This window comes from Ruegeria sp. AB10 (assembly GCF_056542745.1).
In genome coordinates this window covers 270,917-292,718 of record NZ_JBQGAI010000005.1, presented here as the reverse complement: position 1 = coordinate 292,718, position 21,802 = coordinate 270,917, and the positions used below count along the sequence as shown (strand labels likewise).

27 protein-coding genes are annotated in these 21,802 nt (G+C 62.0%); 17 read left to right on the top strand and 10 right to left on the bottom strand.

Translation table 11 applies throughout. The features are described from left to right. The 3 genes from ACR0NT_RS12830 to ACR0NT_RS12820 form a co-directional block, all read left to right on the top strand. Nucleotides 1–260 (top strand): EF-Tu C-terminal domain-related protein (locus ACR0NT_RS12830; RefSeq protein ID WP_480443169.1); only part of this gene is annotated, 260 nt, incomplete at its 5' end. Nucleotides 261–561: 301 nt separating this feature from the next. Further along, on the top strand, nt 562–765 hold the full coding sequence (locus ACR0NT_RS12825; protein WP_170672431.1) for a hypothetical protein: 204 nt from the start codon (nt 562–564) through the stop codon (nt 763–765). A gap of 142 nt (nt 766–907) precedes the next feature. Next, nucleotides 908–1,573 (top strand): cyclic nucleotide-binding domain-containing protein, encoded by a 666-nt coding sequence (locus tag ACR0NT_RS12820; RefSeq protein ID WP_170672429.1) that lies wholly within the window; start codon nt 908–910, stop codon nt 1,571–1,573. Here the strand turns inward: ACR0NT_RS12820 and rpe are convergent. After that, nucleotides 1,570–2,256, bottom strand: a complete 687-nt coding sequence (rpe, locus tag ACR0NT_RS12815) for a ribulose-phosphate 3-epimerase (protein WP_170672427.1) — start codon at nt 2,254–2,256, stop codon at nt 1,570–1,572. The two genes, ACR0NT_RS12820 and rpe, sit on opposite strands and share 4 nt — an antisense overlap. 162 nt (nt 2,257–2,418) lie before the next feature. Between rpe and phnC the strand changes: the two genes are divergently transcribed. The 5 genes from phnC to ACR0NT_RS12790 all read left to right on the top strand — a co-directional run bounded on the left by phnC (nt 2,419) and on the right by ACR0NT_RS12790 (nt 7,150). Further along, a complete protein-coding gene (gene phnC, locus ACR0NT_RS12810) occupies nt 2,419–3,240 on the top strand; it encodes a phosphonate ABC transporter ATP-binding protein (RefSeq protein ID WP_170672425.1) in 822 nt (273 codons plus the stop codon). 63 nt (nt 3,241–3,303) lie between these two features. After that, nucleotides 3,304–4,206, top strand: a complete 903-nt coding sequence (gene phnD / locus ACR0NT_RS12805; RefSeq protein WP_170672423.1) for a phosphonate ABC transporter substrate-binding protein — start codon at nt 3,304–3,306, stop codon at nt 4,204–4,206. A gap of 67 nt (nt 4,207–4,273) precedes the next feature. Further along, on the top strand, nt 4,274–5,155 hold the full coding sequence (gene phnE / locus ACR0NT_RS12800; RefSeq protein WP_170672421.1) for a phosphonate ABC transporter, permease protein PhnE: 882 nt from the start codon (nt 4,274–4,276) through the stop codon (nt 5,153–5,155). Beyond that, entirely contained in the window at nt 5,152–6,519 is a 1,368-nt protein-coding gene (phnE, locus tag ACR0NT_RS12795; RefSeq protein ID WP_170672419.1) for a phosphonate ABC transporter, permease protein PhnE, read from the top strand. The genes phnE (ACR0NT_RS12800) and phnE (ACR0NT_RS12795) overlap by 4 nt, the downstream gene beginning before the upstream one ends. 16 nt (nt 6,520–6,535) lie before the next feature. Then, nucleotides 6,536–7,150 carry an LbetaH domain-containing protein gene (locus ACR0NT_RS12790; protein ID WP_170445759.1) on the top strand — a complete coding sequence of 205 codons (615 nt, stop codon included), beginning with the start codon at nt 6,536–6,538 and terminating at the stop codon, nt 7,148–7,150. Nucleotides 7,151–7,317: 167 nt separating this feature from the next. Here the strand turns inward: ACR0NT_RS12790 and phnF are convergent, their stop codons facing one another. Beyond that, a complete protein-coding gene (gene phnF, locus ACR0NT_RS12785; protein ID WP_170445756.1) occupies nt 7,318–8,028 on the bottom strand; it encodes a phosphonate metabolism transcriptional regulator PhnF in 711 nt (236 codons plus the stop codon). A gap of 103 nt (nt 8,029–8,131) precedes the next feature. On the opposite strand from phnF, the gene phnG reads away from it, so the two are divergent. The 8 genes from phnG to ACR0NT_RS12745 are packed head-to-tail and all read left to right on the top strand — an operon-like array spanning nt 8,132 to nt 13,403. Then, nucleotides 8,132–8,590: a phosphonate C-P lyase system protein PhnG gene (gene phnG, locus ACR0NT_RS12780; RefSeq protein ID WP_170445753.1), complete on the top strand. Its 459-nt coding sequence runs from the start codon at nt 8,132–8,134 to the stop codon at nt 8,588–8,590. Continuing rightward, nucleotides 8,590–9,165, top strand: coding sequence for a phosphonate C-P lyase system protein PhnH (phnH, locus tag ACR0NT_RS12775; protein WP_170445750.1), 576 nt, complete (start codon nt 8,590–8,592; stop codon nt 9,163–9,165). The genes phnG and phnH overlap by 1 nt, the downstream gene beginning before the upstream one ends. A gap of 3 nt (nt 9,166–9,168) precedes the next feature. Next, entirely contained in the window at nt 9,169–10,260 is a 1,092-nt protein-coding gene (locus ACR0NT_RS12770; RefSeq protein WP_170672417.1) for a carbon-phosphorus lyase complex subunit PhnI, read from the top strand. Continuing rightward, entirely contained in the window at nt 10,257–10,526 is a 270-nt protein-coding gene (locus ACR0NT_RS12765) for a hypothetical protein (RefSeq protein WP_170445744.1), read from the top strand. The genes ACR0NT_RS12770 and ACR0NT_RS12765 overlap by 4 nt, the downstream gene beginning before the upstream one ends. Beyond that, on the top strand, nt 10,523–11,383 hold the full coding sequence (locus ACR0NT_RS12760; RefSeq protein WP_170445741.1) for an alpha-D-ribose 1-methylphosphonate 5-phosphate C-P-lyase PhnJ: 861 nt from the start codon (nt 10,523–10,525) through the stop codon (nt 11,381–11,383). The genes ACR0NT_RS12765 and ACR0NT_RS12760 overlap by 4 nt, the downstream gene beginning before the upstream one ends. After that, a complete protein-coding gene (gene phnK / locus ACR0NT_RS12755) occupies nt 11,380–12,150 on the top strand; it encodes a phosphonate C-P lyase system protein PhnK (protein WP_170445740.1) in 771 nt (256 codons plus the stop codon). Before ACR0NT_RS12760 ends, phnK begins: the two co-directional genes overlap by 4 nt. 24 nt (nt 12,151–12,174) lie before the next feature. After that, on the top strand, nt 12,175–12,858 hold the full coding sequence (gene phnL / locus ACR0NT_RS12750) for a phosphonate C-P lyase system protein PhnL (protein WP_170445738.1): 684 nt from the start codon (nt 12,175–12,177) through the stop codon (nt 12,856–12,858). Beyond that, a complete protein-coding gene (locus ACR0NT_RS12745; protein ID WP_170445735.1) occupies nt 12,855–13,403 on the top strand; it encodes an AAA family ATPase in 549 nt (182 codons plus the stop codon). Before phnL ends, ACR0NT_RS12745 begins: the two co-directional genes overlap by 4 nt. On the opposite strand, the gene ACR0NT_RS12740 is transcribed toward ACR0NT_RS12745, so the two are convergent. Further along, complete coding sequence (locus ACR0NT_RS12740; protein ID WP_170445732.1) at nt 13,385–14,068, bottom strand: DUF1045 domain-containing protein; 684 nt, start codon at nt 14,066–14,068, stop codon at nt 13,385–13,387. The genes ACR0NT_RS12745 and ACR0NT_RS12740 overlap by 19 nt on opposite strands. Before the next feature lie 52 nt (nt 14,069–14,120). Between ACR0NT_RS12740 and ACR0NT_RS12735 the strand changes: the two genes are divergently transcribed. Next, nucleotides 14,121–15,260 (top strand): alpha-D-ribose 1-methylphosphonate 5-triphosphate diphosphatase, encoded by a 1,140-nt coding sequence (locus ACR0NT_RS12735; RefSeq protein ID WP_170445729.1) that lies wholly within the window; start codon nt 14,121–14,123, stop codon nt 15,258–15,260. Here ACR0NT_RS12735 and ACR0NT_RS12730 read toward each other — a convergent pair whose 3' ends face one another. The 7 genes from ACR0NT_RS12730 to ACR0NT_RS12700 are packed head-to-tail and all read right to left on the bottom strand — an operon-like array spanning nt 15,261 to nt 21,755. Beyond that, a complete protein-coding gene (locus tag ACR0NT_RS12730; RefSeq protein WP_170445726.1) occupies nt 15,261–15,737 on the bottom strand; it encodes a class I SAM-dependent methyltransferase in 477 nt (158 codons plus the stop codon). Further along, the gene (locus ACR0NT_RS12725; RefSeq protein WP_170445723.1) at nt 15,734–16,507 is read right to left on the bottom strand and encodes a polysaccharide deacetylase family protein; all 774 of its coding nucleotides are present in this window, start codon (nt 16,505–16,507) and stop codon (nt 15,734–15,736) included. Before ACR0NT_RS12725 ends, ACR0NT_RS12730 begins: the two co-directional genes overlap by 4 nt. Then, nucleotides 16,504–17,643: a glycosyltransferase gene (locus tag ACR0NT_RS12720; protein ID WP_170672415.1), complete on the bottom strand. Its 1,140-nt coding sequence runs from the start codon at nt 17,641–17,643 to the stop codon at nt 16,504–16,506. Before ACR0NT_RS12720 ends, ACR0NT_RS12725 begins: the two co-directional genes overlap by 4 nt. Further along, nucleotides 17,640–18,224, bottom strand: a complete 585-nt coding sequence (locus ACR0NT_RS12715) for a histidine phosphatase family protein (protein WP_170445717.1) — start codon at nt 18,222–18,224, stop codon at nt 17,640–17,642. The genes ACR0NT_RS12720 and ACR0NT_RS12715 overlap by 4 nt, the downstream gene beginning before the upstream one ends. Next, entirely contained in the window at nt 18,221–19,297 is a 1,077-nt protein-coding gene (locus ACR0NT_RS12710; protein ID WP_170672413.1) for a glycosyltransferase family 4 protein, read from the bottom strand. The genes ACR0NT_RS12715 and ACR0NT_RS12710 overlap by 4 nt, the downstream gene beginning before the upstream one ends. Further along, nucleotides 19,297–20,544, bottom strand: a complete 1,248-nt coding sequence (locus ACR0NT_RS12705) for a glycosyltransferase family 4 protein (protein WP_170672411.1) — start codon at nt 20,542–20,544, stop codon at nt 19,297–19,299. The genes ACR0NT_RS12710 and ACR0NT_RS12705 overlap by 1 nt, the downstream gene beginning before the upstream one ends. Continuing rightward, entirely contained in the window at nt 20,541–21,755 is a 1,215-nt protein-coding gene (locus tag ACR0NT_RS12700) for a hypothetical protein (protein WP_170672409.1), read from the bottom strand. The genes ACR0NT_RS12705 and ACR0NT_RS12700 overlap by 4 nt, the downstream gene beginning before the upstream one ends. Nucleotides 21,756–21,802 lie beyond the last annotated feature (47 nt).

Genomic DNA, 21,802 nt, shown 5'->3' with positions numbered 1-21,802 from the left:
CCTACATCCTGACCAAGGAAGAAGGCGGCCGTCACACTCCGTTCTTCGCGAACTACCGTCCGCAGTTCTACTTCCGTACGACTGACGTGACCGGCACCGTGACGCTGGCCGAAGGCACCGAGATGGTCATGCCCGGCGACAACGTGTCGTTCGGCGTTGAGCTGATCGCGCCGATCGCGATGGAAAACGGCCTGCGCTTCGCGATCCGCGAAGGCGGCCGCACCGTCGGCGCCGGCGTTGTGTCGAAAATCATCGAGTAAGGCGCGCTTGCCGCGCCCGGTTGCGGCAGGCGATCTTCCGACGGAAAATCTGCCGGGAGCAACTCGGTGAAGAGTAAAGAAGGGCGCCCCTCGGGGCGCCCTTTTTCGTGCGCGCTCTGACGGATTAATCCTGTCTTCACCTTTCGCTAAAGAAGCGACCCCATGTAAGCCTTGAGGCAAAAAGCGAAGGGCCTGAGCCACGCCATTTGTTCTCATGTCGCAATCATATCCGCTTGAACGCATCAAAAGCTCGCATTGTGCGCGGGTCGATACGCCAAGGGGGCAGAAGATGGGGAACACCATGTTTGGACTTCAGTTCGTACAATACGGCACACGCATCCTGCACAGCAAAGATCTGGATGACATGCAGACGGCGATCCTTGGTGAAGAGGGGTTCGAAGGCGGTGCGGGTGGTTCCCAACCCAGGAAAAAGGTCAAGCTGACGGCCTGCTATTCGGGCCATCCGAACACGCACGTACCCCGGCAGCGTCTATCGTCAAAATAGATCTTCGCCTTTTCCGGTCTTTGACGCCAGGTTGGGCAACTGAACAGAAATCTTCCATGCCGGGTGACGGCGCGGCTACACTCACCATGCTCCAATAGAAGCGCACCGCACTACGTGGCGTGCATAGCTGACGAGGCGAGATATGGTGGGTTTGGACTTGTTGGTGAATGCGGCGAATGTCTTTTACCTTATTTCGTATTCGGTCCGGGACATTTTCTGGCTACGGGTGCTGACGGTGATCGGGGCACTGATCCTGTTGCCCTATTACTATCTGCAAAGCACGCCGCTTTGGGCGCCGATCGGGTGGAACCTGTTTTTCACAGGTATCAACATCTTTTGGATCATACGGCTGTTGCTTGAACGCCGCCCGGTGCCATTTACCGATACGGAACGGCATCTGTACGAAACTGCGCTGCGCACTTTCAGCGAACGTGACGCGTATAACCTGCTTAAGTCGGGCGTCTGGAAATCCGTTCCCGCCGGGACAAGGCTGTTGACGCAGGGCGACCCCGTTCCACGCCTGTCGCTGATCGTGGAGGGTGAATTCAGCGTCGAAATGAACGGCAATCGTGTCGACACGCTGGGCGAGGGGCGTTTCCTCGGCGGCACGGCGTTTCTGAGCAGGGATCAGGATTTTGCGGCGCCGGTGACCGTGACGGCGCTTGGGCCGTCACGTGTCATAGATTGGGACATGCCCGAACTGAACGCTGAGCTTCGGAAACAACCAGATCTGGCGATTTCGATAGAAGCCAGCCTCGGGCTTGAAATCTCGCGTTTTTTGCAAACGGCGCGCGTGCAGATGGCTTAGAGCGCGGTTTCCGCCGCGTTCCGTACTGCGCGGATGTTCTGCCCATAAACTTCGGGGTTGGACACCGAACCGCCTTTGAAAACGGCGGAGCCTGCGACCAGCACATCGGCACCTGCGGCCGCTACGAGGGGCGCGGTCCGCGGATCAACGCCGCCGTCGATCTCAATATGCACGGGGCGGTCGCCGATCATCTGGCGCAGCTTGCGGACCTTGTTCGTCATATCAATGAACTTCTGACCGCCGAAACCGGGGTTTACGGTCATGACGCAGACCAGATCGGTCAGGTCCAGCAGATGCTCGACTGCCTCGGCCGGGGTGCCGGGATTCAGCGCGACACCGGCCTTCATGCCAGCGGCGCGGATGGCCTGCAGGGTGCGATGGGTGTGCGGTCCGGCCTCGACATGGGCGGTCAGGATATCGGCGCCTGCGTCCGCATAGGCCTGAATGTAGGGATCGACGGGCGTGATCATCAGGTGGACGTCCATCACGGTCTTTACATGCGGACGGAACGCTTTGACGGCGGGCGGGCCAAAGGTCAGGTTCGGGACGAAATGGCCGTCCATCACGTCGACATGAACCCAATCGGCGCCCTGGGCCTCGATGGCCTGAATCTCTTGTCCGAAATTGGCGAAATCGGCGGACAGGATCGACGGGGCGATCTTGATGGTGCGGTCAAAGCTCATGGCGGCCTCGTGTCAGCTGAAGAGTCGACCCGCATATACCTGTGCCGTGCTGCAAAGGGTAGCCCCCGCGACTCGCGCGCCGTTACAAAACTATCACCACACTGACACATGGCCGTTGAATGGCCTCTGTAGCTGACCTTCAACACGAACTGGGGGTGGCACGTGCTGCGTATCGAGAAACTGACCAAACGCTTCGGTGAAAATGTGGCTGTGGACGCGGCGACGCTGGATGTGGACAAGCCGTGCATGATCGGCATCATCGGGCGATCGGGCGCGGGCAAGTCTACCCTGTTGCGGATGATCAACCGCCTGACGGATTCCAGCGACGGTCAGATTCTGTTCAAAGGCCGCGACGTGACGCAGCTGAAGGGGCGCGACAAGCGTGCTTGGCAGGCCGAATGCGCGATGATTTTCCAGCAGTTCAATCTGGTGCCGCGCCTGGATGTGGTCTCGAACGTGCTGCACGGTACGCTGAACCGTCACTCGACGCTGGCGACCATGTTCAACCTGTTTCCGATGGACGACATCCACCGCGCCATCGACATTCTGGACCGTCTGGGCATTGCTGAACACGCGCCGAAACGGTCCGAAGCGCTGTCGGGCGGCCAGCAGCAACGCGTCGCCATTGCGCGCGCCCTGATGCAGGACCCCAGGATCATTCTGGCGGACGAACCCATCGCCTCGCTGGATCCGATGAACGCGCAGGTGGTGATGCAGGCGCTGCGTCGAATCCACGAAGAGGACGGTCGCACCGTCATCGCCAACCTACACACGCTGGACACCGCGCGCCGGTACTGCGACCGCGTCGTCGGTATGCGCGACGGACGCATTGTTTTCGACGGTCTGCCCGAACAGCTGACCACCGGCGTTGCCCGCGAGATTTATGGCGCTGATGCCAGCTTCTCGGAACAGGCGACCTCGACCGAGATCGAAACGCTGGACACCGCCAAGAAGGCTTTGATGGACGCCGAAGCCACCATCTGAGCCCGCCCCCCCTTCATCGACCGGCCCGATGAAAGGCCGGCACATCAAACCGGAGAGAGAAAGATGAAAAAACTCATTGCTGCCCTTGTTGCGACCACTGCCATGGCCGCACCTGCAATGGCTCAGGAAATCAGCGAATTCCGCATCGGCATTCTGGGCGGCGAGAACGCTCAGGATCGTCTGAACAACAACGAATGTCTGCGGGTTTACACCGAAGAAGCGCTGGGTGTTCCCGCGAAACTGTTCGCGCCCGCCGATTATAACGGTGTAATCCAGGGCCTGCTGGGGGGCACCATCGACGTGGCCTGGCTGGGCGCGTCGGGTTACGCGAAAACCTATCTGTCTGACCCCGAAGCCGTTGAGCCGGTTCTGGTCAAGGTCAACACCGATGGCGGCTATGGCTATTACTCGGTTGGTTTTGCCCGCAAGGACAGCGGCATCACCTCGCTGGAAGACATGAAGGGCAAGGCATTTGGTTTCGGTGATCCCAACTCGACCTCCGGCTACCTAATCCCGTCGATCGAAATCCCTGCAGTCACCGGTGCGACCATGGAGTCTGGTGATTACTTCGGTGAAGTTAAGTTCACCGGCGGCCATGAGCAGACCATCGTTGCGGTCAACAACGGCGACGTTGATGGCGGTGTGACCTGGGCCGATGGTCTGGGCGAATGGGAAGACGGCTACCGGTCGGGTGCCCTGCGCCGCGCCGTGGATGCCGGTCTGGTCGACATGAACGACATGGTCGAAATCTGGAAATCCAAGCCGATCCCGGAAGGTCCGGTTGTGGTTCGCAAGGCTCTGCCTGACGATGTCAAAGCCAAAGTGACCGAGCTGTGGGACACGCTGAGCGAGAAGGATCAGGAGTGCTTCTACGGCGTAGCCGCGGGCGAGGCCAAAAGCTTCGACCCGATCACGCATGACGCCTACGAAGTCATCATCGAAGCCCGCAAGCTGAAGTCCAACTAAGCCTGCACACCCAATGATCGGGGCCCGGTGGAAAACTGGGCCCCGTTTTTCCACTCAGGAGCATTCCATGACAGACCTGACTGCTGGGTCCCCCAGCGTTGACCAGATTCGGGCCGACTATGCCGAGATGACCCGGCGAAAGCGGGTCTATGGTGGTATCCTTCTGATCGTGTTCGTGGCCTTGATGGCTGCGGGTTTCCGCACGGCGGACGACCGCAACGCGGGCAGTTTCATCGACGGCTGGCGCCGCATTCTAGACTATCCGGCCGAGGTTCTGTCAGAGGCGTGGGAAAAGATCGGGGTCATGCCGGAAAATCTGGTCAAGTTTTTCCCGGCGCTGGTCGAGACGCTGAACATCGCCGCAGCTTCGACCTTGATCGGCACCATCGTGGGCACGTTTCTGGCGCTTATGTCGACCCGCGGCATGGCCTATTGGCCCGCGCTGATCCCGTTGTTTCGGCGCATCTCGGATATTTTCCGGGCCATCCCCGAGATCGTCATCGCGCTGGTTCTGATCTTCATCCTGGGCGGTGGCCCGGTGCCCGCGATGATCGCCATCGCCATTCACACGGCGGGCGCGCTGGGCAAATTGTTTTCCGAGGTGAATGAAAACGCCTCGCTCAAACCGGTCGAGGGGCTGCAATCGGTAGGCGCAAACTGGTCGCAGCGGATGTATCTGGGCGTTATCCCGCAGGTTGGCCCGAACTATGTCAGCTATGCCCTGCTGCGGTTCGAGATCAACATCCGTGCTTCGGCCATCCTTGGTTTCGTCGGCGCAGGTGGTTTGGGGTATGAGCTGCGCAACGCGATGTCCTGGGGGCAGGGGCGTTATGATGAAGCGGCCGCCATTTTCATCCTTCTGTTCGTCACAATCGTCGTCGTGGATCGGATCTCGGGCTATCTGCGCGACCGTCTGGCCCACGGGTCGGAAAAAGGAGCCTCGGCATGAGCACCTTCGCAACCAACCTGACCGTTGATGACCTCAAGGCCGAGGCGGATCGTATTTTCAATCGCAAACGGCTGGTGAACTTTGGCCTGCCCGCGCTGGTTCTGGCCTATCTGGCCTATGTGTTCTTTGCCTTCGACGTACCGGGTTTGGCCGCGCAGGCGAACTGGAAAAACGGCAAGACGCTGGTTTCGGACAGCTACAGCTATAAAACCCATATCGAGCGGGACAACCGCACGGGTGACGTGTCCGCTGCCATCGAAGGCGAGCGCAAGGGCGCTTACCCCGAAGGCCAAGCGCCCGATTGGGTGACACTAGGCGAGACCACGGTGATCGAGCTGGAAGACGGTCATGTTGTACGTTTCGGTCCCGAGACAGTTGAATACGACATTCCTGGCTATGGCACTATTCGGGCAACGCCGACCCGTTCGGTGGGCGTGCAGGCAGAGTTGCCGGCAGGTGACGTGCCAGAGTGGATCAGCGTGTCCAAGAACCGCTTGACTGTCTACACCGACGCGGGGCGTCTGACCGTAACCCGCAACCGATCCGAGGTGTTCCGCTATTTCACCGGGTGGGAGCTGTTCTGGTTCACGCTCGACAGCCCGTATTACGGCAAGTCCTTCCCCGAACTGGCCGCGCGGGCCATGAACGGTGAGGCCGGTGCGATCCTGAACGATTTCTGGACCAACAAGATGTGGCGGCATCAGGACGTGGCCTGGGCGATTTTTGAAACCATCCTGATGGCGTTTCTGGGCACCCTCGGCGCGGCCATGGCCGCCCTGCCGCTGGCCTTTCTGGCGACGCGAAACTTCAACCCGGTGAAAGTCGTGCGCTTTGCGACGCGACGGGTGTTTGATTTTGTCCGTGGTGTCGATGCCTTGATCTGGACTGTGGTTCTGGCCCGCGCCTTTGGCCCCGGTCCGCTGACCGGCGCGCTGGCCATTCTGGTGACCGACACGGGTACCTTCGGCAAGATATTCTCGGAAGCGCTGGAGAATGTGGACAACAAACAGATCGAGGGTGTCCAGTCCACCGGCGCCAACGCGCCGCAACGCTATCGCTTTGGTGTGATTCCGCAGGTTACGCCAGTGTTGCTGAGCCAACTGCTCTATTTCTTCGAATCCAACATCCGCAGCGCCACCGTGATCGGCGCGATCACCGGCGGTGGGATCGGCCTGTTGTTGACACAGGCGATCATCACCCAGAAGGATTGGGAAGAAGTGACCTATTACATCGTCCTGATCATTCTGATGGTGATGCTGATGGACTGGTTCTCGGGCTGGCTGCGTCGGCGCCTGATCCGGGGGGAAATGGGTAAAAAGCGCAAGCCGCGTGGAGCGATAGAAAAATCGCAGCCGCCGGGTTGAGCAAGGACGAAAGACAATGCCACGCCTGCGCCCGGATCAGCCGTTCATTCACCCCGGCTGCCAGATTACGAACAGTGACTTTGGTGCGTATGTCGAGATCGGTGCTGGCAGCCGGGTCGCGCACTCGGTCTGGGGGGACTACTCCTATTGCGACCGAACCTGCGATATCGCCAATGCCGAGATCGGCAAGTTCGTCAATATCGCCAGTTTCACGCGGATCGGGGCAACAGACCACCCGATGGAAAAGGCATCTCAGCACCATTTCCTGTACCGGTCCGCAGATTACTGGGACGATGCCGACGATGATCTGGACTGGTTCGCCTATCGTGTCAGCCGCAAGGCGGTGATCGGGCATGATACATGGATTGGCCACGCGGCGATCATCAAACCCGAAGTGACGATTGGCCATGGCGCGGTGGTTGCTTCAGGCGCTGTGGTGACCAAGGATGTCGACCCGTACACCATCGTTGGCGGTGTGACGGCCAAACCGATCCGCCGCCGGTTTTCTGAGGACATTGTCGAGCGGATGCTGACCTTGGCGTGGTGGAACTGGGACAACCCGCGCCTGCGCGCGGCATTGTCGGATTTCCGATCACTTGGCGCCGAAGTCTTTCTTGAAAAATACGAATAAGCCGGTCGTGTCAGAGACAGGAAATGCTCCCGCACCCGCAGGAGTATCGGCTGCGCCGATCCCCCCCCTGGCGGCTTTGGGCCGGGCGCCGCGCAAAGCGCGGCGCTACGCCCAATGGGATGAGGCCTCCGCAAGGAGGCAGAAGACGGGCGGGAGACCTTCGTCGCCTAGTCGTCGTTCAGGGTTAGTGTGACCCGTTCCCCGGCGAAAACAGTGCGCCCGTACTCGACCGGCACACCCGACAGATCAGCGTTCACCCCGGTCGAAAACAGCACCGGTGCGCCTTCAGGCAATTGCAGATGCAGAGCTTGTGTCGCTGTCGCGCCCCGCGCGGTCAGGCGGGTTGAAACGCGGGTGTAATCCGCGACACCGCAGCGTTGCAGCGCTTTGGTCACGGATTGCGTCTCTTGCAGAGCTGTCAGGATGTCGGGCAGGCGGTCGGCCGGAAAGACGCTCTGAAACAGGCCGATGGGTTGGCCGTCGGCCAGTGACAACCCGTCATATACATGCACCTTGTCGCCCGCAGTCAGCCCGAGCGCCTCGGCTTCGGTGTCATCCGCCACACGTGTCGTCAACGAGAGGATCGTTTTGCCGGGAATCTTGCCGCTGGCCGATATGCTCTTGTGGTACCTGACCCGCTTGCCAATCGGATAATCTGTCGGGCGCGCGGCCACAAATACACCCGCGCCGCGCCGGGCATGCACCAACCCCTGTTCGGCCATATCTGCCAATGCGCGCCGCACCGTGTGCCGGTTAACCCCATGCTGTGCCGCCAGTTGCGCCTCGGTCGGCAGGCGATCTCCGGTGTTGTAACGCCCCTCGGCGATGTCCGAGGTCAGGCTCAGCGCGATGCTTTTCCAGACCGGTGTTTTGCTCATGTCACCAAACTTTCACAGTGTCGCGGATTGCGGGACTCACTTTCGGGGTGTAATATTTGTCTAGTTGTATAGTTCACATAGACAACCCAGCCAAGAGGTTTCGATGGCGGATCAACAGAACATGGCAATCGCTGCACGCAAGGAGTGGATGGGTCTGCTGGCCCGCGCTCCGGAAGAGGCGTTGATGGAATTGTGGGGCGAGGTTGGTGTGCCCCCAAGCTTTGACTGGCTCCGCAGCCCCGAGGTTGGGGGCGTGATGGTGCGTGGTCGGACGGGCGGTGCAGGTGCGCCGTTCAACCTGGGGGAAATGACTGTCACGCGCTGTTCTCTGGTGCTGACGGATGGAACGGTCGGGCATGGCTATGTGCAGGGTCGGTCGAAGCGCAAGGCTGAGGCCGCGGCACTGATCGACGCACTGATGCAGACCGACGCTGCCGGGGACATTCGGGCCCGTGTGATCACGCCGCTCAGCCAGCAGATGAGGGCAGCCCGGACGGCCCGCGCTGCGAAGGCGGCGGCAACGAAGGTCGAGTTCTTCACGCTGGTAAGGGGAGAGGATTGATGAACGCGCAAACCCAGTTCTCGGGCGGATTCGAAAACGCGCCGATCGATGCAGCCCACGCCTTCCGCGCCGCGATGACGGTCATGGCGCGGCCCGGTGAAATCCGGTTGATCTCGGGGGCTCAACCGCCATCGCCCTTGTCCGTGGCGGCGGGGACGTTGCTGCTGACCCTATGTGATCCGGATACGCGCGTGCATCTGGCGGGCGCACTGGACACGGATGCTGTACGTCAATGGCTGACTTTCCATACCGGTGCGCCGATTGCACAAGCGTCCGAGGCGGATTTTGCCGTCGGGACATGGTCGGCCCTTGCGCCGATGTCGAAATACCGCATCGGAACGCCCGAGTACCCGGATCGCTCGGCCACGCTGATTGTCGAATGTGACGATCTGCAACACGCGGGTGCGGTGCTGTCTGGCCCGGGGATCAAGGACACCGCGCATCTGTCGCTGCCGGACGTACCCGCGCTTCGGGCCAATGCGGCGCTTTACCCCTTGGGCTGTGACTTCTTCTTCACCTGCGGTGACAGGATTGCGGCCCTGCCACGCAGCACGCAGATCAGGGCAGAGGGTTAGACCATGTATGTTGCTGTCAAAGGGGGCGAAAAGGCCATCGAAAACGCTCATGCCTGGTTGGCGGAAGAGCGTCGCGGAGCAACCGATATTGCCGAACTGAGCATCGCCCAAATCCGCGAACAGCTGTCGCTTGCGGTGAACCGGGTGATGGCTGAAGGGTCCTTGTACGACCCGGACTTGGCGGCCCTGGCAATCAAACAGGCGCGTGGTGATCTGATCGAGGCGATCTTTCTGATCCGCACCTACCGCACGACACTACCCCGGTTTGGATATTCGAACCCGGTGGAAACCGGTGAGATGGCTTGTGACCGCCGGATTTCGGCGACGTTCAAGGATGCGCCGGGCGGTCAGGTTTTGGGGCCGACCTTCGATTACACTCACCGCCTGTTGGATTTCAAACTGGCCGCCGAGGGCGAGGTTCCCGCGGCCCCCGAAGCACAACCGCGCACGGAACAAACGCCGCATATCACCGAGTTTCTCAAGGGCGAGGACATCATTCAGGACGAACCAGTCAGCGATGCCATCCCCGGCGACCTGACCCGCGAGCCGATGGAATTCCCGGCCGGTCGCCCCCTGCGCCTGCAATCGCTGACGCGAGGGGATGAAGGGTTCGTGCTGGGCATGGCCTATTCGACCCAGCGCGGCTATGCCCGCAACCATGCGTTTGTAGGTGAGCTGCGCATCGGCAAAGTCGCGGTCGAGATGGACATCCCCGAACTGGGTTTCGCCATTGAGATCGGTGAGGTCGAGCTGACCGAGTGCGAAACCGTCAACCAGTTCAAGGGCTCAAAGACAGAACCACCCCAATTCACCCGTGGCTATGGGCTGGTCTTCGGCCAGTCGGAACGCAAATCCATCGCCATGGCTCTGGTCGACCGGGCGCTGCGCTGGGAAGAACTCGGCGAGGACAATCTGGGCGCCCCCGCGCAGGATGAAGAGTTTGTCCTGAGCCACGCCGACAACATCCAGGCCACCGGGTTCCTCGAACACATCAAGCTGCCGCATTACGTCGATTTCCAGTCTGAACTGGAACTGGTCCGCAAGCTGCGCCGCGAGGCCGAAGAGCGGATCACACCGAAGGAGGCCGCGGAATGATGTCAGGGACCAGACTGCTCAACACCGGTGCTTTGGGCACTTGCGCTTGGTTCTGTTTTTCGGAAACGGGCGCTGTTGCGGCTGGAACACAGATGCGACGCCCCAACCGAGCGCCAGACCCCTTTCCGGTCTCTCTGCTGCGCGCGACGGCGATGTTTGGCGTGCCGGTTATGTCTGAAGATATAGGCCAAAATGACCAAAAAGAACGCGGTAACAACAATTACGTCCATAAAAACACCAATAAAAAAGCGAAGTACAAAAAATGAATGAATATAATTTCGCATATTTGGACGAACAAACCAAGCGGATGATACGCCGTGCCATCCTGAAAGGGCTGGCCGTCCCCGGATATCAGGTTCCCTTCGCCAGCCGCGAGATGCCGATGCCCTATGGTTGGGGCACCGGAGGAGTTCAGGTCTCGGCCGCGACGCTGACGCCGGATGATACCTTCAAGGTGATCGACCAAGGGGCGGATGACACCACCAACGCCGTCTCGATCCGCAAGTTCTTTGAGAACACCGCAGGCGTCGAGACCACCGAGGAAACCGAAAAGGCCACGGTCATCCAGACCCGTCACCGCATTCCCGAGGCGAAGCTGACCGAGGATCAGATTCTTGTCTATCAGGTGCCGATCCCGGAACCGCTGCGGTTTCTGGAGCCGCGCGAGACCGAGACACGCAAAATGCACAGCCTTGAGGAATATGGCCTGATGCATGTGAAACTGTACGAAGACATCAGCCAGCACGGCGCGATTTCGACCGCCTACGCCTACCCGGTGAAAGTGTCGGGGCGGTACGTGATGGACCCGTCTCCGATCCCGAAATTCGACAACCCCAAGCTTGAGATGGATGCGATTCAACTGTTCGGAGCTGGACGGGAACAGCGCATCTATGCGGTGCCGCCGCACACCAAAGTCGTCAGCCTCGATTTTGAGGATTACCCGTTTGAGGCAACCAAGGCCGATCATCCCTGTGACTTGTGCGGCGCCGAGAACAGCTATCTGGACGAGGTGATCATGGATGACGCGGGCAACCGGATGTTTGTCTGTTCCGACACCGATTACTGCCGGTCCCGCCGCGCGCAGGGCCACGAAGGACGCTTGAGCAAGGAGGACGCGGTATGACTCCGTTGTTGCAGGTCAAAGGTATCCAGAAACACTATGGCGCGCGCATCGGCTGTACTGGCGTCAGCTTCGATCTCTATCCCGGTGAGGTGATGGGCATTGTCGGCGAAAGCGGTTCGGGCAAATCAACCTTGCTGAACTGCCTTGCGGGGCATCTTGAGCCTGACGCGGGGCAGGTGGTCTTTGATACGCGCACCGATGGTCCGGTGGATACGGTGACGATGTCGGAACCCGAACGCCGCATGCTGGGCCGTACCGATTGGGCCTTTGTCCACCAGCACGCCCGCGACGGGCTGCGCATGTCGGTGAGTGCGGGCGGCAATATCGGTGAGCGGTTGATGGCCGTTGGTGACCGTCACTATGGCCAGATCCGCGACCGGGCGATTGACTGGCTGGGTCGGGTCGAAATTGATGGTGCCCGCGTGGACGAACGCCCGACCGCGTTTTCGGGCGGGATGCAGCAACGCCTGCAGATCGCGCGCAATCTGGTGACGGGGCCTCGGCTGGTGTTCATGGATGAGCCGACCGGCGGGCTGGATGTTTCGGTCCAGGCGCGGCTGCTGGACCTGCTGCGCGGGCTGGTGCGTGAAATGGGGCTGAGCGCCATCATCGTCACGCATGATCTGGCCGTGGTGCGCCTGCTGGCGGACCGGTTGATGGTGATGAAGGACGGCCACGTGGTCGAGGCTGGCTTGACTGATCAGGTGCTGGACGATCCGCAACACGCCTATACGCAGTTGCTTGTGTCCAGCGTTCTGCAGGTTTGAGTATTTGGGAAAAGATGAAGTGCGATGATTGAGCTTAAGGACGTCAACAAAAGCTTTACTCTGCATAACCAGGGTGGTGCAGTGATCCCGGTGATGGAAGGCGCCACGTTGAAGGTTGCGCCCGGTGAATGTGTCGCGCTTACGGGTGCGTCGGGGGCGGGCAAGTCGACCCTGATGCGGGTGATCTACGGGAATTATCTTGCAGCCTCGGGGCAGGTTCTGGTTGGTGGTCTGGATGTGGCCCGGGCCGAGCCGCGCGAGATTCTGAGGTTGCGCCGTGAGACGTTGGGTTATGTCAGCCAGTTCCTGCGTGTAGTGCCGCGTGTGCCGACGCTGGATGTGGTGGCCGAACCGCTGTTGGCCATCGGGTGCGACCGTCAGGTGGCGCGGGACAAGGCGGCGACCTTGCTGGCGCGGCTGAACATTCCTGAACGCCTGTGGTCTCTGAGCCCGACAACCTTTTCCGGTGGCGAGCAGCAGCGGGTCAACATCGCCCGGGGATTTGCGCATGACTATCCTGCTATGTTGCTGGACGAACCTACAGCTTCGCTGGATGTGCAGAACCGGGAAACGGTTCTGTCGCTGATCGAAGAAGCTAAGGCGCGCGGCGCGGCGATCGTAGGCATTTTCCACGATGTCGGTGCGCGCGATCGGGTTTGTGATCGTGAGATCAACGTCTCGGATTTCACCCCCGGAGCGGTCGCATGAGCCTTGCGCCGGTCATAGCTGTTGTTGGCCCCTCGGGTGTTGGCAAGGATAGCGTGATGGCGGCGCTGGAGGCCCGTGCTCCGGGTTTTGTTCGGACGCGCCGGGTGATCACCCGCCCCGAAGGCGAAGAGGGCGAGGATTTCGACCGTGTGTCCGAGCAGGTCTTTCAGCAGATGGTGGCTGAGGGTGCCTTTGTCCTGCACTGGCCCGCGCATGGCTTGTTCTACGGGGTGCCCAAGGGAATTGAGGATTTGCGGCACCAGCCGGACGCGGTTCTGGTCAACCTGTCCCGCTCAGTCCTGTTGCAGGCACAAGAGGTTTTCGGCGATCTGATCGTGATCTCTCTGACCGCCGACCCCGAGGTTCTGGCACACCGTCTGTCTGCGAGGGCCCGTGAATGCGCCCGTGAACAAGCGCGGCGGCTGGTTCGTGCAACGAAACCTTTGCCAGAGGGGCTGTCTCGGGTCATCGAGATTGACAATTCGGGGGCACTGGAAGCGACGGTTTCCGCCATCTTGTCCCAGCTTCAGCCGGAAAGGGCATAGCGATGGATCAGGTGAAAACGTCCGTCTTCCGCTTCGCCCACAAGGGCCAGGTCGGTGATCCGGAACGGGGTGGGCAGCAGGGGCGCAAGCCTCGATTGCAGCGCGTCCTGAACTGCGTTCAGCGTCGGCTTGTTCAGCTTGCCGCTGAGGGTGATGTGAAAGCGGAAGGACTCCATCACGTAAGGATAGCCCCACTGTGTCAGATTGGCGTTCTGTTCGGGCGACAGGCTAGCCGCGCGGCGGCGTTCCAGTTCGGCCTCAGACGCGGGCGCGCGGAAACTGTCCAGATCGCGCACGCAGGCGGTGGCCAGCGTGTTCAGCGCGGATTCATCCCCCAGCGGGCGCAGGGCCAGAAACCGGCCGAGGCGGGCGATGTCCAACCCGTCCAACGTGACCGGAGGCTGCGTCTGCGCCAGTCGCGCGCAGGCCTCGGCCAGCGCATCCACCGACTGTCCGTCGCGCAGGCGGAAGGGTGGTTTCATCGTCGCGTGCAGCCCGTATTTGCGCGGCACCTCGCTAACGGCCGCAATATCCACGCCATCGACCACCGGATGCGCGACGCCTTCACCCATTTCCATGTCCCAGCCCAGCCAACTGGTGGCGAATTTCGTCCATTCAGCCTCGGCCGGTGGTGCAAAATAGATCGCGTATCGCGTGAATGTCACATTGGCCTCCTATGCGTGGCCTTCTCAATAGCTCAGACCGTGTGAAGTTCAGATGACAGAAGAAATGATCCTTGCCAATGCCACGCTGGTCCTGCCGGATGAGACCGTTACGGGCAGCGTGCGGATTATGGGCGAAACCATTACCGAGGTCGCCACAGGCACCGCGATTCCGACAGGCGCAGTGGATTGTGGTGGTGATTACGTCAGCCCCGGATTGGTCGAACTGCATACGGACAATCTTGAGCGTCACATCCAGCCGCGCCCCAAGGTCGACTGGCCTCATGCGGCGGCGATCCTGGCCCATGATGCCGAACTGGCCAGCACCGGGATCACGACGGTCTTCGACGCGATGCGCATCGGTTCGATCCCCAGCGGCAACCGCTACAAGAAATATGCCCGCGAACTGTCGCGCGAGTTGTGGCAGTTGCGCGAACAGGATGCGCTGAAGATCAGCCATTTTCTGCACCTGCGGGCCGAGGTGTGTTCGGAAACGCTGGTGGCTGAATTGGATGAGTTCGGGCCCGAAGATCGCGTCGGGCTTGTGTCACTGATGGATCATACGCCGGGGCAGCGGCAGTTCCGGAATATGTCGCAGCTTGAAGCCTACATGAAGGGCAAGCACGGCATGACCGACGACGACTTTCTGCAGCATGTCGCGCAGCTCAAGGCGCTGCGGGATCGGTATGGTGACCGGCATGAGGTTGAAACGGTCAAGGCTGCCCGGCGCTTTGGTGCGATGCTGGCCAGCCATGATGATACCACGCAGGAACAGGTGGCCGTGTCCGCCGGTCACGGTATTCATCTGGCCGAATTCCCCACCACGGTCGAGGCTGCCCGGGCCTGCCATGACCACGGCATCAAAGTGATGATGGGGGCACCCAACGTGATCAGGGGCGGCTCGCATTCCGGCAACGTGGCCGCGCATGAGCTGGCTGATCTGGGCCATCTCGACATTCTGTCCTCGGACTACGTTCCGGCCGCGCTGCTGTTGTCGGCGACACGTCTGGGTGAGAGATGGGGCGACATGGCGCGCGGTCTGCGGACGGTGACCCAGAGCCCCGCGCGCGTTGTCGGGCTGGAAGATCGCGGCGAGCTACGCCAAGGCGCGCGCGCCGACATCATCCGCTTTCGCATACGTGAAGGCGCGCCCGCGCTGAACGGAGTCTGGTCACGCGGGCGACGTGTGGCCTGATCAGGCGCGGTAGAAAAGGTAACGGTCCGGCGCGATGGTGTCCGGACCGCTGATCTGTTCGAAGCCCACCAGAGGTTGTCCTGAAATCAGCAATCCGCCGGGCCGCATCACCTGCGCGATCAGAGGGCTGAGGCGTGCCGCTTCGGCCACGTCCTCTTCCTTGATGCCGCGACCGAAATCGTAATGCGCCAGCGCGATCCTGGCCCCGCCAGCGGCCAGTTTCTCCAGCATGGGCTCTGCCTCACCCTGCAAAAAATCCTCGGCCGGAGGGGTGCTGGAGGGGTGGCATTGCAGCACCCGGTCCATCACCCAGATGCGCCGTTTTGGCAGAATCTCCCGCAGGTGATCATAGGTGCGACCGTTGCCCAGCCCCATGTCCAGAACGTCGCCCTCCATCTCGCTGATCTGAGCAACGGCCCAGTTCAGCCCGTCGCGTTGCGCGGTCAGGCGGCGCAGCATGGAATCCAGTCGGCTCATTCGGGGTCTCCGGTTGATGTGTTGGCTGGCAAGGCCCAGGTAAAACCGGGGCCGTCCAGAAGCCTGCGTAGCAGGCCTTCGGTAAAGGTCCAGATGTCGGGATCATGGACCAGATGGTGGGTCAAAACGCCAAAAGGTTCGGTGTTGTCGGCTCGCACTTGGCGCCGGTCCCGCAAAAGGTCTGTTGTTTGGGCGATCAACATGTCCGGCGCAACCAGCCCTCGCGTCCCCCGCCAGTCGATCGGGTCCAGATGGGTGTTCATCTGCTCCAGCCCGGGCGCGGGCAATCTCGCCTTGCGCGGCGTAGCAGTTGAGACAACGCGGTAACCCAGACTCGGCAATTCGCGCACAACTTCGAGCGCGACCCGGTTCCACGGAGGGACGAAGATCGGACACAGCCTGTCTCCGAACAGCGTGTGCAACCGTTCGAACCCCGCCCGCGCATCGGCAACGATACCCGGCATCGGCCTGTGCAACCGGAATTCGGACTTCTTTTCCTCTGGTGGCGCGTGGTTTTTATGCGCCCAGCCATGCACAATCGGGATCAGCATCGCATGGTCCCCGATATATTCCACCAATCCGGTATCGGCATCACGAGGGATGATCGCAAGATGGACAGGCAGGCCGAGAGACCGGGACAGCTCTGATAACGTCTCAAGCTGCGGCGTCACTGATACCGCATCGTCGTCCCGCCACCACAAGGGCAGGGTCAGACCCTGCGTCTGCCAGATGTCCAACTCGGTTTCCAAAGGGCGCCAGTCTATGATCATGCCTGCCCCCTCAAGGAACATGCGATCTCAACCGATCTGGCGGCCCCGTCAAAGCCGTCGGCGGAAACTGGGCGGGGGCCCTCGGATATGACCGCCGCAACAGCCTGCGCCAAAGCTGCACCCTCAAGCTTCTTGCTGGGCAACACCTCGATGGCGGGCAGGTCCGAGAGGCTCTGACCGCGCAGGCCCTGCTCAACCTCCTTGCCATCGTCGAACGGCACAAACACGGCAGGCGTCCCCGATTGCAGGATATCCAGCGCGGTGTTGTAGCCGCACATGCTGACCGAAGCCGCGGCAAGGGGCAGCATCTGCCGGAAATCGGGGCGCACCGGTTCTATGGTCACCAAAGCATCGCCGACCAACTGTTGCAATTGATCAATGCGCGCGGGTGCGTCCTGCCCGCCCACCAACAGGCGCCAGCGCCTGTTGGGCATCTTTCGGGCGGCCTCGATGGCCGCGCGAAAGATCGGCTGGCCCACCGATCCACCACCCGCGCTGACCAGAATCTCACCTTTGCCCAGGGTGTCGGGGTGTGGCGCAGGGGCCTCGGGGGCGACAAAGCCGGTATAGAACAACCGCTCGCGCAGCCGGTCGGTCACTGGCCAGCTGACCTCCAGCGGAACAACGCCGGGGTCGGAATGGACGAGGATGCCGTCATAGTGCTGGTACACGATCCCTTCCGCGCGTTCCGCTTTCGAGGGTTTCGATGGCGGCGCGAGAATGTCCCTGATCGATCCCAGAACAACCGGGCCGCGCGGCAGGGCGCGGGCTGCTTCCAACGCTGCGGTGAACTCAGAGGCCAATGATCGGCGGCCAAAGGGGAACAACTCGGTGATCAGAATGTCCGGCGCAAAACTCCGAACGGCTTCGACCAGTGCGGATTCGCGGGCCGCCAGATAGGTGGTGTCCGCAACGTCACCACTTTGGGTCAGCAACCGGGTGAAATCGGTGCCATCCGAACGAAGCGGTGGCAGCCCCAGTAGGGTCATGCCGGAACTGTCCAACTGCGGCGCAGGCATCCCGCCCGAGACGACAAAAGTCTCATGCCCCGCGCGCAGAAAGGCCCGGCCCAGCGTCAGGGCGCGGCTCAGATGCCCGGTGCCCAACAGGTGCGTGACGACGATCATGATCTTCATGAGGAAGCCTCGGGTCTGATCAGGCGAATGGGATCGGGCAGGGGCGTCATGTTCGACATGTCAACGATATACAGGCGGTTGCGCTTGATTTTAAAGGGCGCGGGGCCGTCGAAATCCCAACCCCAGGCGCGGGCCAGGATAACCCGCATGATGCCAATATGGCAGACCGCAACCGTGTTGCCCGTCAACCCGTCCAGCCAGGGCTGCAGTCGCTTCCACACTTGGGCCGGGGTTTCGCCTTTCGGCGGGCGGTACTCCCATCCCCAGTCCTCTATGTGGCGATAGCCGCTGTTGGGGTCGGCAATCAGATCTACCCCACGCAGACCCTCCCATTCGCCCCAGTTCATCTCGGTCAGCGCGTCCGAGGTCAGCGGCTCGCGCCCCGCCACCAGACGGGCGGTTTCACTGGCCCGCTGCAAGGGGCTGGACCAGAGCACCGCGCCGTCCCATTCCGCAGGCAGGCGCGTGGATGCCAGTTCGGCCCGGGCCTCATCATCCAGCGGGATGTCACTGCGACCCTGAATGCGGCCAGCGCGGTTCCAATGTGTATGTCCGTGTCGCAATAAGGCCAGACGGGTCATCGGGCGGCCTCCAGCAGCGGGCGAACGGCCTGCCAGAACCGGCTGGTGGCTGTCGGCATCAGGTGGCGATCCGCTATCCGTTCTCGGGCTTCGGCCCCCATCGAAAGGCGGAGGTTCATGTCACCCAACAAAGTGTGAAGCGTTGCGACCAGCCCCTCTGGCCCTGCCTCAACCGACGGGTACTCGGACGGGGTCAGCACATCCCGCACACCGGGCCGGTTCTGTGCGACGACCGGAACGCCGCTGGCCTGCGCCTCAAGATAGATCATGCCATAGGCTTCGTTGACGCCGGGCCAGACCAGGACGGAAGCCTCCGCATAAAGCGCTTGCAGGGCGTCGCGGTCGCATTGCCCCAGAAACCGGACCTTTGGGCCGAACGGGGCCATCAGCGCCTCAACCTCGGATCGGGCAGGGCCGTCGCCCGCGATGTTCAGTGCCCAGTCTCCGGGCAGGAGCGCAAGCGTCTGCGCAAGGAGGGTATAGGAGGCCAGCTTGTCGCCGTGGCGCATCATGCCCACCGTCAGCATCGGGCCACCGCAGGTCGAGGCGGGCGGCAGGCCCGACAGGGGCAGGAAAGGGGGCAGTTCCACAAGGTGCTGTTCCCCGTACCGTTCCCGTTCCAGCGTGATCAGATCGTTGGCGGTGTGGTAGAAGATCACCTGCGCCGTGTCGCAGGCGTCATGCGCGGCCTTCGCAAACCCGGCCCAGGGGCCGTTCAGACGGCTGGTTGCGCGGGTGCTTTCCAACTGGACGTAAGGGATATTCCGCGCCTTGCAGACGCGTGGGCCCAGCAGGTCCGGTGCCTTGTAGTAGTTGTGATAGGTCACCCACAGCGCCGTGTCCGCTGGCAGGTCGTCGATCAAACGTTGAACCTCGGCGTCGGCTTCGGTGCGCAAGGCAGCTTGCAGCTGCGCGTCCCCGGATTTGTCATAGATGCGCAACCGCGAGGCCAGCTCGACCATATCCCCCTGTGCCCCAATCGCCTGCATCAGATTGCGCGCCATCTCGCGGTCGCCCGACGGCACCGGACTGTCGGGCGTTTTCATGGGCGTGTAAAAGGCGATTCTTGCCATCAGACCGTGTCCGCACCCAGAGCGCGCAGCCGTTCGGACAGTCGGGCAATGCCGGGGTCCATGCGGAATTCGGCGATCAGGCGGTCATAGGCGGCATTGGCCATCGATGCGGTTTGCCCGGGCGCTGCGGCCATGTTGGTGATGGCCAAGGCCAGCGCGGCTGGGTCGTCGTCTGACAAGATGCCTTGGACGCCAGTTTCGATAAACTCGGGAATGGCCGACACTGGCGTCGACAGGATCGGCAACAGTTGCGACGCCGCCTCCATCAGCACGTTGGGCAGCCCGTCGCGATCCCCGTCAGCGGCGATCCGGCTGGGCAGCACGAACAGGTCGGACGCGCGCATCGCGGCGATCACTTCGGGCTGGTCACAGGCGCCTTTCCATGTGATCCGATGCGCCACGCCCGCAGCCTCGGCCCGCGCGCGCAGGGAGTCGCCGAGTGTGCCGCCGCCGATATGGGTCCAGTGCCAGTCCAGCGTGTCCGGCAGCATGGCGAAGGCATCGATCAGGCGGTCAAAGCCCTTTTTCTCGACCAGGCGACCGACGGACAACATGTGAAACGGCGCGTCCGGGCTGCGCTGGTCGCGGTCCGGCGGCGCGGGAAAACGGGCCAGGTCCAGCCCGTGATAGATCAGATCAACCCGCGCCGGATCGTCGGCCAGGCCGCGCAGGTGCTCGGCCCCGATGGCGGTGCAGGTCGCGCCAAAAGCCGCGCCATGGGTCTGTGCCTGCAATTTCTCGGCCTTTTCCCAATCGGGTGAGGTCCAGATGTCCTTGGCATGGGCCGAAAAGCTCCACGGCAGGCCGCGCATGATGGCGGCGTAGCGCGCGACCGAAGAGGGGGTGTGCATGAAATGGGCGTACATCACCCGCGTCGCCTCGGGTAACTCAGCGGCCAGAACACAGGCCTGACCAAAGCGGCGGATGCGGTTATGGGTCGGATCACGGCGCAGATCGGCGCGCCAGACCCGGTAAGCCTCGGCATATCCGGGCAGCGCCTGCGCCACCTGGCGCGCGGCCCAGACGCGCCGGGGTTCTTCGTACAGGTATTCGGGCAGATACCGCACCTGCCCCCGGAACCGGTCATGCAGCGGATGCCGTTTTACATCGGTCGGGTGGCGCAGGGACCAGATGTCAAAGCTGTGCCCGGCCTCTTGTAGGGCGACGAGTTCCTGCGCGATGAACGTCTCGGACAGGCGCGGCCATCCCTTGACCAGCACCGCCAGTTTCGGCTGGGGCGCTGTCATCCGGTGGCCCGTTCCTGTTCCCGGCTCAGCAGGGCGTCGACCCGGTCGGTGACATAGTCCAGCCCGTCCAGCAGACCGCTTTGGATCGCCTGCGATGGCAGCGGCAGGTTGGGCAGGCTGCGGATCGCCTGTATCATCGCATCGGGTGTCAGACCGTCGCGGGTTTCGTCCAGCATCCGGACAAGGCCCAGACCTTCGGCGCGCGAGGCACGTATCCACTGTTCCAGCCGCGGTGTCGTACGGGGCACGATGACGGCACGTTTGTCGAACGAGAGCACTTCGCAGAACGTGTTGTAGCCGCCCATGCAGACCACCCCAGCGGCCCCGGCAAACAGTGTTTCGATCTGGGATTCAAAGCCAACGGCGGTCACCTGCCCGTTCAGTGCGGCAACGCGGGTCTCGAAGTCTTCGCGCAGCTCGCCGGACAGGAAGGGGCCATAGACCAGCACTGCGCGCGGCGACAGGGTCGGGTCTTTTTCATAGGCCGAAAGAACAAGGTTCACCATCGCCTTGCCGTCACCGCCGCCACCCGGCGTGATCAGGATATAGGGTTGTTCGGGCGGCTCTCCGACTGGGCCGAGATCGCGGCGCAGGTAGCCCGTCCAGTGAATGCGCGACTGCGCCGCGTGGCTGAGCGGCAGGCCTTGCGTCGGGTCATAGATCGAGCGCAGCCCATAAACCCAGATTTCGTCATAAAAACGCTCGGTCGCGGCCAAGGCCTCTTTCCGATCCCACTCGGCGGCCAGAACCTCGGGCTCGTCCAGCACGTCGCGCAGACCCAGAACCAGCTTGGTACGCTGTGAATGCAGCAGGCTTTCCAGCGTTGGCAAAAGCTCGCCGCGAAAGCCGGTGGGTTCCTTATCAACGACCAGCATGTCGGGCTCGAATTGCTGTACGGCAGTTTGAATCAGGCCCGCACGCAGCTCGGTCACTTCTTCGATCCCCATGCCGATTGTCCGGGCCGCATAGGACCCGTCCGCGCGTTTGGTCACGCCCGGCAGGCGTACATGGTCGACCCGGCGCGGAAAGGTGAAACGACCGGCCACCGGGGACCCGGTCAGGATCAGAGCGGACGCTTCGGGGTTGGCCTGCGTGATGGCCGCGGCCAAGGCGCGCGACCTGCGCAGATGCCCCAATCCGAACGTATCGTGGCTGTAGAAAAGGATGCGCGGCGCCCGGCCGGTGGTGTCGTTTTGTATTCCTAGGCTCATGCCTTCGCCTGTCGTGTTTCTCGGTGCAAATCCGCGCGTTTACACCC